General features: G+C 61.2%; 1 protein-coding gene. It reads left to right on the top strand.

The window, feature by feature from the left end; genetic code table 11:
- Nucleotides 1-36: 36 nt before the first annotated feature.
- The coding region (locus tag I6F37_RS39255) for a hypothetical protein (RefSeq protein ID WP_225154264.1) at nucleotides 37-461 on the top strand (425 nt) is incomplete at its 3' end.

The raw sequence follows: 461 nt of genomic DNA, 5'->3' as shown, positions 1-461 counted from the left end.
CTCCTCCTCCTAAACAACCGCAGAAAAAATAGGGTCATGGTCGCACACGCCGAAACTGCAGCGCCGCGCATCGCGCCGCTGGGGTCCAGCTTCGGTAAACCGAAATCGACTTTGCTGACGGTCTTCTCCCGGCAGCGGCGTCATTCGTTCATCTGGTTCCTCGTCGCGGTCGCCGCCTGGGTTTGGGCGGTCTGGGACCGGCATCTCTTGGTCGAACAGCTCACGCGCAAGCGGGAGGTGGTCGTCATCGATAGTCTCGGCACGTATTACGTGTCGCCGCTTGTCGGTATCGAGCAGGCGAAGGATCTGCACGCGCTGCAAACCAAGCTCGCCTGCAAGGCGCTCTTCGAGCGCAACCCGGAAGGTTTGGACGATCCCGAACTGTTCCGGCTGCTATTCCTGAAGGATGCCGCGAAAACGGCGCTCGCCGCCATCGACAAGGCGAAGCCGGAATTTCAGGC

Source organism: Bradyrhizobium sp. NBAIM08 (genome assembly GCF_020193935.1).
Classification (GTDB): Bacteria; Pseudomonadota; Alphaproteobacteria; order Rhizobiales; family Xanthobacteraceae; genus Bradyrhizobium; species Bradyrhizobium yuanmingense.
This window is presented reverse-complemented; position numbering and strand designations above follow the sequence as displayed.